This is a genomic window from Ancylomarina sp. (assembly GCF_041555295.1).
Lineage (GTDB): Bacteria > Bacteroidota > Bacteroidia > Bacteroidales > Marinifilaceae > Ancylomarina.
Map to the genome: position 1 here is coordinate 1 of NZ_JBFFKR010000110.1, position 10,524 is coordinate 10,524.

A 10,524-nucleotide genomic window follows, 5' to 3' on the forward strand; every position below is an offset into this window, starting at 1 on the left:
ATGATGCAAAACATCAAAATTTTCATTCCCTAAATGATAAAAAGGCCTTATTTTTAGGCTCTAATTTTAAAACAGTTACATTAACAGTTACAGTTATGGCAGATAATAAACTTTTTAGTGACTTTGCTCCTCAATCTACTCAAGAGTGGGTTGACAGAATCGCTAAAGACCTTAAAGGGGCTGACTTTGATAGAAAGTTAGTTTGGAGAACTAATGAAGGATTCAACGTACAGCCTTTCTACAGACTGGAGAATATGGATGATAAAGCCTTCATGAATACTTATCCTGGAGACTTTCCATATGTTCGTGGTAATAAAAAGGATAACAATGATTGGATGGTTCGCCAGGATATTATTGTTGAAGATGTAAAAGCTGCCAATGCAAAGGCACTTGATATCTTAAACAAGGGTATCGATTCAGTAGGATTCGTTCTTAACTGGAAATCAATCAGCAAAGAAGAATTAGCGACTTTGTTAGAAGGTATCTATATGGATTGTGTTGAAATTAACTTCGCAAAATCACATTCTTCTGTTGAACTACTTAAAAACTTGCAAGCACTAGCTACTGAAAAGGGTATTGCTTTGGATAAAGTAAAAGGTGGTGTTGCTATCGATGTTATTTCAGGATTTAGCACAGTAGGTAACTATTGTCAGACTGAAGAAAGCGCTTTCGCTTACGTGAAAGAAGCAATCGAAGCATCAAAAGCTCTTCCTAACTACAAAGTTATTGCAGTAACAGGTAGCTTGTTCAACAACTCTGGATCTTCAATTGTTGAAGAATTAGGTTTCTCTTTAGCATCTGGTGCTGAATACCTAGGAAGAATGATTGACGCAGGTCTTTCAGTTGACGAGGTTGCTCCTAAAATTGGATTCAACTTTGCAACAAGCTCTAAGTATTTCATGGAAATTGCTAAGCTAAGAGCTGGACGTATGCTTTGGGCTAACATCGTAAAAGCATTTGGTGCTTCAAACGAGGCAGTTTGCAAAATGTATGTACACGGTGAGACTTCAGATTGGAACAAATCAGTTTACGATCCATATGTAAACATGTTACGTACACAAACTGAGACTATGTCTGCTGTATTAGGTGGATTGGATTCATATACGGTAAATCCTTTCAACTCATCTTACGAACAAGCAACTGAATTTTCAGAGAGAATTGCTCGTAACCAACAATTATTATTGAAAGAAGAATCGCACTTTGGGAAGATTGCTGACCCTGCTGCTGGTTCATACTATATTGAGTCATTAACTGAATCGATTGCTGATGAGGCTTGGAAATTATTCTTAGCTGTTGAAGACAAAGGTGGTTACCTTGCTGCTTTCAAAGCTGGTTTCGTTCAGGATACAATTAAAGCTACTGCTCAGAAGAGAGATTTAGCTATTGCGACTCGTAAAGAGAATTTCTTAGGAACCAACCAGTTCCCTAACTTCGGTGAAGTTCTTGAAACAATTCCTGAGTCAGTTCTTACTCCGGAAGATAAAACTGCTGCAGACGCAGTATGCGAAACATTGAAGCCATACCGTGGCGCTCAAGCTTTCGAAGCTCTTCGTAATAAGACTGATGTTTATAGCCAAAAGAACGAACGTCCTAAAGTGATGATGTTCCCTATCGGTAACTTAAACATGCGTAAGGCTCGTGCTCAGTTTGCATGTAACTTCTTCGCTTGTGCTGGATTCGACGTTGAGGACCACAACGGTTTTACTTCAGTAGAAGAAGGTGTGAAATTCGTAACAGAGAAGAATGCTAAGATTGTTGTGATTTGTTCATCAGATGATGAGTACGCAACTATCGCTCCTGAGCTTTTAGAAGCACTTAAAGGAAAAGCAACTCTTGTTGTAGCAGGTGCTCCTGCATGTGCTGACGAGTTAAAAGCTAAGGGTGTTGAGAACTTCATAAATGTGAAGTCTAACGTTCTTGAGACTTTAAAAGCATATCAAGCCGAGTTAGGAATTTAATTAGTGAATTAATAATTGAAAAATTAACAAAACACTAATTTCAAAAAAGAAAAAGAAATGAAGCCAAATTTTAAAGATATAAATATCAAGTCATCTTCAAGAGCTGCTGCTACTTCTCAAGAATGGGAAAAGGAAAACGGCATTGCAAAATCTTGGATGACACCAGAGCAAATTCCGGTTAAAACAGCTTTTAACAAGGAAGATTTAGAAGGTATGGAGCACTTGAACTATGTTTCTGGTTTACCTCCATTCCTACGCGGACCTTATTCAGCTATGTTTCCTTTGCGTCCTTGGACTGTTCGTCAGTACGCAGGTTTCTCTACAGCTGAAGAATCAAATGCATTCTACCGTCGTAACCTTGCTGCTGGTCAGAAAGGTCTTTCTGTAGCATTCGACTTGGCTACTCACCGTGGGTATGATTCAGATCACGCTCGTGTAGTTGGTGATGTAGGTAAAGCAGGGGTTGCTATCGACTCTATCCTTGATATGGAGATCCTTTTCGATCAAATTCCATTGGATGAAATGTCAGTATCTATGACAATGAATGGTGCAGTACTTCCAGTATTGGCTTTTTACATTGTTGCAGGTTTGGAGCAAGGTGCTCGTTTGGATCAACTTTCGGGTACTATCCAAAACGATATCCTTAAAGAATTCATGGTGCGTAACACTTACATTTACCCACCAGATTTCTCAATGAAGATCATCGCTGATATTTTCGAATATACTTCGAAAAATATGCCTAAGTTCAACTCTATTTCTATCTCAGGATACCACATGCAAGAAGCAGGTGCTACTGCTGATATCGAGTTGGCTTATACTTTGGCTGATGGTTTAGAGTACTTGAAAAAAGGTGTTGCCGCAGGTATGGATGTTGATACATTCGCACCTCGTTTGTCTTTCTTCTGGGCGATTGGAATGAATCACTTCATGGAGATTGCTAAGATGCGTGCTGGTCGTTTACTATGGTCTAAGATTGTAAAACAATTCAATCCTAAGAATCCTAAGTCAATGGCATTGCGTACTCACTCGCAAACTTCAGGTTGGTCATTAACTGAGCAGGATCCTTTCAACAATGTTGGTCGTACTTGTATTGAAGCTATGGCTGCTGCATTGGGTCACACTCAATCGTTGCATACAAATGCATTGGACGAGGCGATTGCTTTGCCAACTGACTTCTCTGCACGTATTGCTCGTAATACTCAAATCTATATTCAAGACGAAACTACCATTTGTAAGGCGGTAGATCCTTGGGCGGGTTCTTACTACGTAGAGTCATTAACTCAGGAGTTGGTAGAGAAAGCATGGGCTCATATCGAAGAGGTTGAGAAATTAGGCGGTATGGCTAAAGCTATCGAGTCTGGTATTCCAAAACTTCGTATCGAAGAGGCTGCTGCTCGTACTCAAGCTAAGATTGATGCCAATACGCAGACTATTGTAGGTACTAACAAGTATCGTCTAGAGAAAGAAGATCCATTGGATATTCTTGAAGTGGACAATACTGCTGTACGTACTGCACAGCTTGAGCGTTTGGCTAAATTACGTGCTAATCGTGATACAAAAGCTGTTGAGGCTGCTCTTAAAGCCATTACTGCCTGTGCAAACGGTGGTGAAGGTAACCTGTTGGATCTTGCCGTTAAGGCTGCACAATTACGTGCTTCATTAGGTGAGATTTCTGACGCTTGCGAAGAAGTATGTGGAAGATATAAAGCTGTAATTAGAACTGTATCAGGCGTGTATTCATCAGAATCGAAACAAGATGCCGACTTTGCTGAAGCAACAAAGTTAGCCGAGAAATTTGCAGAATTGGCAGGACGTCGTCCTCGTATCATGGTTGCAAAAATGGGTCAAGACGGTCACGACCGTGGTGGTAAAGTTGTTGCTACTGGTTTTGCTGATATAGGATTCGACGTGGATATGGGACCTTTGTTCCAAACTCCTGAAGAAACTGCTAAGCAAGCTGTAGAAAATGATGTACACATTGTTGGTGTTTCTTCATTGGCTGCCGGTCACAAGACTTTGGTTCCTTCTGTTATTGCAGAATTGAAGAAATTGGGTCGTGAGGACATCATGGTTACTGCAGGTGGAGTTATTCCAGCTCAGGATTACGACTTCCTTTACCAAGCTGGTGTTGTTGGTGTGTTTGGTCCTGGTACCAAAGTATCACGTTGTGCCATCCAAATGTTGGAACTTCTTATCGAAAACAATCAGGAGTAAGTAACTCTCGATCTACTATATTAAAGCCTGTCAGTTTTCTGACAGGCTTTTTTTATGCGTAAACTTTTCTAATTCAGATGTCAATTTTTAAATTAGCACGTCTCTTGCTGTTTAGTTGAGTCTCTCTTTATCCCTGACTAAATAATCATTCTGTTACACTAAAGGTGTTTTTTCGATAAAAGCTGTAGCTTTGTTTCTGTAAGTAATAATTAAAATCATTATTATGGATTCAAAGTCTTATATCAGTTTTTGTTTTTTTTCGATAATTGTTTCCACGTCCTTTATGGCATGTAGTAAAGATGACGAGCCGAAAATTATCGAAGAAGTAGAAGTGAATCATCTTGTTTATGTTTCGGAGGCAGAGCAAGGTGATTATAAGAACACATACTCGTATGAAAGGGTAGATGGCAAGATTCGTCTAAAACAGGTTGATTTATTTAAACTTGGCGTTAAGAAATACGATCTTAAACTGAGATACGATGATCAAAGCCGTTTAATTGAATGCAAACGCTCTGTAGCGATATCGGATTATTATTATCATGAAAATAAGATATTGAATGATCTTCTTCCCTCAGATTATTCAATTCAATACAGTTCAACACAGCTGACCGTGACAGATAATGACGATCTGGCAAATACGAGGATCTATAGTTTGGGGAGTAATGGTTTTGTAAAAGAGGTGAAATGGAGTTCTGAGGATGGGGCACATGTAATGGCTTTTGAGAGATCGGGCAATGACTTAGTTGGTATTGATTATATTTTAGGTTCTGGAAGTACAAGCTCTAATAAAACATACGGTTTTGTTTATGACGATAAGAAATCGATTGATTATTTAAGGATGATCTTACCCTGTTTATATTCCGATCACAATATTTTAAGAATAGTTATAACCGTTGATGGTAAGGAAATAAGTAAGACTTCGTATGCTTATACATACAGATCAGCAAATTATCCTGTTGTAATTCGAAAGAATGAAACTGTTATGAATAACAATCAGGAGGAACCTTACCGAACAAGCATTAACCTAAAATATATTAATGCTGATAATATATAATTTTATGCTCATGGATTTTAAACCTGCCAGTTCTCTGGCAGGTTTTTTATATGGAGTTATTTAGAGTACGATTATAGTGGCATCATGATTAAATTATCATATTTAAAATGGTTTTCTTCAATAAAGCTCAAGTTGATAAGTGTTTATTTAATATGCATCAGACATACTTTAATGAACTGACTCGAAAAAAGGAACATCAATATGTATTTCTCTTCGGAGCTGAAGTATTTGTACAAAAAAACAGCAGATCGCTTCGGAGCTGAGCCTATGCGTGCAAAATTCGGCTACTTTTTGTCGGAGAAGTGGATTTTTGTCTTCCTCGGGGGCTTCTCCTCTTCGAAAACGAAGAGTTTTATATGAAATTTATATAAATCACATGTGTAAAGTGTAAAATGAAGACAAAAAAGGCATAAAACCGCTTCGGCGTCCAATATTTTGTACAAAAAGAGGCTTCGTCTCTTCGGACTTGAGCCCCTGAGTCCGAATTATTCTATTTTTCTCATCGGCGAAGTATTTGTCTGTCCGAAATTATACTTATCCACAGCAGCGAGGCAAGTTTTTTTACAAAAAAAGCTTCCTCCACAAAATTATACCTCCTGCTAATGACAAAGGGATGATACCGTTGTAATGGAAGCTTTTTTGCGGCAAAAGCTGACTGAACTGCCGATACAATTATCAGTTTTCATAATTTTAACCTGCACAAGCTGAACTATGAAAGACAATTGGTATTCGCTCATGGTCTAATTAATAATCTTGAGAGTGAGAGAGTGAAGCCTTGGGTTAACAGTCTTCTGACATGTTTTTTTTATTATGGATTTACTTACCTTGCTGCCTGACCAATTAATGACGATTAAAATATATAAGTAATGAAGACTCCTATTATTGTTATTGCTTTAAGCTTAATATCCTTAAGTGGAATGGCTCAGGAAATGAATCAAACTAAAGTTGATGATCGTATAGAACGTTCTATTTTATTTGGAAGAGTGACACTTGCTGGTTTAAATGACACCCTTTGTGCTAATTGGTTTAAACCTGAATTTAAAGCTTATAATTTAGATACAGAGATACTGTCGGAATTGAAGGAAATGGATCTCACAGGGCTTAAAATGGTTCTTGTTTTAGGAACATGGTGCCACGATAGCCACCTACAAGTGCCACGAATGATTAAGTTGTTGAAGTCGATAGAATTTCCAATGTCAGATCTGAACTTGTTTGCAATGGATACTAACAAGAAAGCTCCAGGTATTGATGTTCAAGCTATCGACGTCAAATTAGTACCCTCTCTAATTGTATACAAGGGTACTAAAGAGTTAGGTCGAATAATAGAAAGCCCAAAAGTAAGTCTTGAGGCTGATTTACTTGAGATTTTAAAATAAGATTAGACTCTCATGAACTTATTCAGCGTCTAAATATTCCTCATAAGAAAATATTTCCAGATAAACTCTTCGGTTGAAAGCACGACTCTTCGCATTTGTGTTTTCAACTAAAGGTGAATTTTCTCCATGAGGGAGAATTACGATTCGGCTTTCAGGAATAATATTCTGAATGAGGTAATCATGTATTGTATTTAGACGTTTATATGCCAGTTCTCTATTGAGTTTGGCTGAGCCAATATCATCGGTATGTCCATGTAGTTTCAAAACATAATTCTGGTGTTCTTTCATGATCGCTATAATGGCATCAGCTTTTTCTTTCGACAAATCAGTCAGGCTAGCCTTACCAAACTCAAAGAATAAATTTTGCAATTTCTGATCTAAAGCAATGCGTTTTTCAGTGAGTGCCGGGCACCCATTATTGTTAATGCTTCCCGCTTTTTCAGGACACATATCTTCACTATCAACAATGCCGTCGTTATCGGTATCCAAAGAACAACCTCTTTCATCAACTCGATAGAAAGGTGGTGTGTTGGGGCAAATATCATTTTCATCTAAGACGCCATCTCTATCCTGATCATTCATTCGGCTATCCTTGGCATATTCCTCAAGCTCTTTCTCAAGTTGATTGATTTTATTGTATTTATCTTCAAGGATATCTTTCAAATATTTTAATTCCTCTAATTGGGCATTATTTACTTTTGGAGATGATTTATGGAATGAATAACCAATTAGGAACTCATGATTGCTTGAAGATATATGTGCTGTATTTTGTGTGTTTACATTATAGGAGTAACCCACTTTGAAATTTTTCAGAGCATGAACACCGATATTAAGACCTATCGCATATTTATTTTTATAATTGACTGCAAACCAACCTTTATCTTTTAGTTTAAGTAGTGCATTTATGTCGTATTGCAATGGCGTGTTTTTAACAAATCGCATCATGAAATTTGGTACAAAAGAAAGGTCTTTTATGCTAGGAATAGGAATCTCATAGCTTCCCGATAAAAGAAAATGACGAGATTGTCTGTACAAATCGTCACCATCGTATTTAGTTAGATTCGATTGATTGATTAGCTGAGGAATAGCCAGGCCAATAGTTAGTTTCTCATTGGTATAATAAGCTCCAATATTTGCAACTAACTCGGTATTGTTATAATGATTTGCCTGGAGTAGATCATCATTCATATCCGCATTTGTCTTGTTTAAATTTAAACGAAAATCTGAAATGCCTGCCGATAAACCCAAACGTAGAAATTGCTTATCATCAATTTTAATCCGGTAGGAATAGGCAAAATCAGCCTGTGTATTGTTGAAAATGCCCACGTTATTATTGGAAAGGTTAATTCCGACACCATATTTTCCTTCTTTTAACCCAGCATCAAGCGTGAAAGCGTGAAAGATTTGTCCGCCATCAAAATCCCTGAATTTTTCATTTCTGATTAGATAAGCCTGAAATAAGTTATTATAGCCAACTGCTGCTGGATTATAAACAGATGGGTTGATATAGTATTGATCAACAAGTGAAACTTGTTGAGCTTGAACTTTAAAATGAAAACAAAATAATAGCAGAAAACTAATCGATAAAAAACGATAAAGAGAGTATAGGGTATAGTGTTTTCTCATGGATGAGGGCATGTGGTTAAATCGATTTGTTTAAACTGTTTTCTTCGTCTTATTTACCTAGAATGGATAGTATGCCTTTAATGGGTGCAATATCATTTCTATTGAATTCTATGAGATAAAAATAGGATCCATTCGGAAGTCTGGAACTATTAAAAGTACCTTTCCAATCGTTTTGGTAACTATGAGAATGATAAACTTTCTGACCATATATATTAAATATACTAACCTCAGGAGCTTCCCATTCTGGTTTGTAACTAATTGTCCAGTTATCATTCCTACCATCACCATTGGGTGTTAAAATACCATTTACCGCATACTCCTTCGTGTTGCTAAAGGCAATCTTGAAATCATGTCCTAGTGAAGTCGATTTACAAGAATTTGCATCAACCACTGCCAGTTTATAATCACCCGCTTTCATATCGCTAAGTTCAATATAGCGGTCGTCGCTAATTAATGTTTTATAGTTTTCAAAAATATATGTGTACGGAGCTTTACCTCCATCCACAAGAATATTTACTTTTCCATCAGATCCATTGGTTTCATCTGTTGTGATAATGTCTACATAGGGTGTTGAGTGTACCTCTAATTCAGGCTCTGCTGCAATAACTTCATCAACACAATTCTCAATTAGTATTTTATACCTTGAATCAATATCTGCAATAAGGTTTTCAAAAACGACTGGGCCTCCATCACTTGTGATACTTTCCACACTGATATTCTTATCGTATAGATGATAGGTGACATTATTTTCTGTAAGAGGCAATTCAATATCTAGAGTCTCACCCAGGCAAATTTCTCCTGGAGTGGCAAAGTTCTCAATCGGGAAATCATTTGTTTTAATCAATTTCAAGTCAACTTGATTGTTCAGTTTGAGTTTATCAGGACAAACCATTTCTCTGGCATAAGCATAATAGCTGGTGCTATTCTCAGGGTAGACTTCTGGGAAGCTTGCTTTCCCTCCATTCCCAATAATTTGTGTGTCAAGGAAATTTGTCCCATCATGAAGTTGATAGATAACTTCTTCTTGGCTGTCAACAACACTGATTATAAGAGCTTCTCCTTCGCAAACGTCAGTTTTATTACTAACTAATTGTCTACTTGTGTTTGCAGGATGATGAACATCTACTTTAAATGTAAAATCAACTTTTATAGGATCGATACAAAAATGACCTTTGGCATCAATACTGTAAGTTGTGGTAAGTGTTGGACTAACAAGTCCAAAGTCGATAAACCCGCCGTTGCCGGTGACTTTTTCTCCAATGAGGTTTTCTCCATCAAGTAATTGGTAATCAGCCGAGGGATCAGATGGTGAAAGAGAAAGCAAGACATTTTCGCCTTCACAGATCACCCTTTTATCAGAATAAATATGCAATTGGGTTTCAGGAGGAAGTCGAACATCAAGATGGAAATTTTGTGTTAAAGGGACTGTAGTTTGACATTCGTTTCTCAGGGCATTTACATGATAAGTCGCACTTCTGAAAGGCTCAAAATTGTCAATTACTAGGCTCGATCCATTACCAGAGAATGAAGCTTCGCTAGTATTGGCACCACCTTCAATTTGGTATAAAACATCAGTTTCGCTGTTGTCTATGGTAATGCTTGTGTTTTCACCAACACAGAGAGATTTGTGACTTGGGCTAATATTTAAGTCTATTTTAGGTATTGCTAGAACCTCAATTGAGATATTCGGACTTAGGTCGATCGACTCTGAACTGGCAATATGGGTTGCTACAACGGTGTAACCTGAATTTGTTGACGGAGATATTGGATCGAAACTCGCTTCTGAACCATTCCCAATAACCGTATTGGATACGAAACCACCTGAATTATTATCCTGTAGTTGATATTGGACACCAATTTCTGTGGTGCTCAGTGTTACTATCGTCGATTCGCCAGGGCAAAGTTTTGTATCATTTGCTGAAACAAGTATCGAAGTGATAGGTGTAATCTGGCTTGCTTGTGTTGTATTTGCTAGTAGACTTAGCGAGAAAAGTAATATGTAGAGCTTAAACAAGTATGGTGAGAGTATATGTTTGGGCATATATTAATGATTTTTTTTATGTTATCCCCAATGTGTGGTTTAAGCTCTGAATTATACTATTCGAGTCACATTTTAAAGAATATAGGGGATGATTTTCGTTCTAAAAAAGTGTGATTTCTTGAATATCGGATCGGCTAATATAATTAAAATCAGCTGAAATTAATTCAGCAAACCAGCCTTTTTTTAATAGTGAAATTTAGACTTTACTTATGATTTTAAAATGATTAATAGAATGGAAACTCAGATTCTATTAAT

The 10,524-nt window shown here is 37.2% G+C and carries 6 protein-coding genes; 4 read left to right on the forward strand and 2 right to left on the reverse strand.

Annotated elements, in window-relative coordinates; all coding sequences use genetic code 11:
- The 4 genes from ABY905_RS09410 to ABY905_RS09425 form a co-directional block, all read left to right on the forward strand.
- A partial coding sequence (locus ABY905_RS09410; RefSeq protein ID WP_372642910.1) for a methylmalonyl-CoA mutase family protein occupies positions 1 to 1,958 on the forward strand: 1,958 nt, incomplete at its 5' end.
- A 57-nt stretch (positions 1,959 to 2,015) separates the two neighbouring features.
- Positions 2,016 to 4,172, forward strand: coding sequence for a methylmalonyl-CoA mutase (scpA, locus tag ABY905_RS09415; RefSeq protein WP_372642913.1), 2,157 nt, complete (start codon positions 2,016 to 2,018; stop codon positions 4,170 to 4,172).
- A 223-nt stretch (positions 4,173 to 4,395) separates the two neighbouring features.
- Positions 4,396 to 5,226 (forward strand): hypothetical protein, encoded by an 831-nt coding sequence (locus tag ABY905_RS09420; protein WP_372642915.1) that lies wholly within the window; start codon positions 4,396 to 4,398, stop codon positions 5,224 to 5,226.
- 866 nt (positions 5,227 to 6,092) lie between these two features.
- Positions 6,093 to 6,602, forward strand: coding sequence for a hypothetical protein (locus ABY905_RS09425; protein WP_372642918.1), 510 nt, complete (start codon positions 6,093 to 6,095; stop codon positions 6,600 to 6,602).
- Between the two features lie 18 nt (positions 6,603 to 6,620).
- Here ABY905_RS09425 and ABY905_RS09430 read toward each other — a convergent pair whose 3' ends face one another.
- A complete protein-coding gene (locus ABY905_RS09430) occupies positions 6,621 to 8,228 on the reverse strand; it encodes a PorP/SprF family type IX secretion system membrane protein (RefSeq protein WP_372642921.1) in 1,608 nt (535 codons plus the stop codon).
- A 49-nt stretch (positions 8,229 to 8,277) separates the two neighbouring features.
- Positions 8,278 to 10,269, reverse strand: a complete 1,992-nt coding sequence (locus ABY905_RS09435; protein WP_372642923.1) for a gliding motility-associated C-terminal domain-containing protein — start codon at positions 10,267 to 10,269, stop codon at positions 8,278 to 8,280.
- Positions 10,270 to 10,524 lie beyond the last annotated feature (255 nt).

Coding starts and splice junctions, on each gene's coding strand:
- scpA (WP_372642913.1), top strand. CDS start 2,016: ATGAAGCCAAATTTTAAAGATATAAATATCAAGTCATCTTCAAGAGCT.
- ABY905_RS09420 (WP_372642915.1), top strand. CDS start 4,396: ATGGATTCAAAGTCTTATATCAGTTTTTGTTTTTTTTCGATAATTGTT.
- ABY905_RS09425 (WP_372642918.1), top strand. CDS start 6,093: ATGAAGACTCCTATTATTGTTATTGCTTTAAGCTTAATATCCTTAAGT.
- ABY905_RS09430 (WP_372642921.1), bottom strand. CDS start 8,228: ATGAGAAAACACTATACCCTATACTCTCTTTATCGTTTTTTATCGATT.
- ABY905_RS09435 (WP_372642923.1), bottom strand. CDS start 10,269: ATGCCCAAACATATACTCTCACCATACTTGTTTAAGCTCTACATATTA.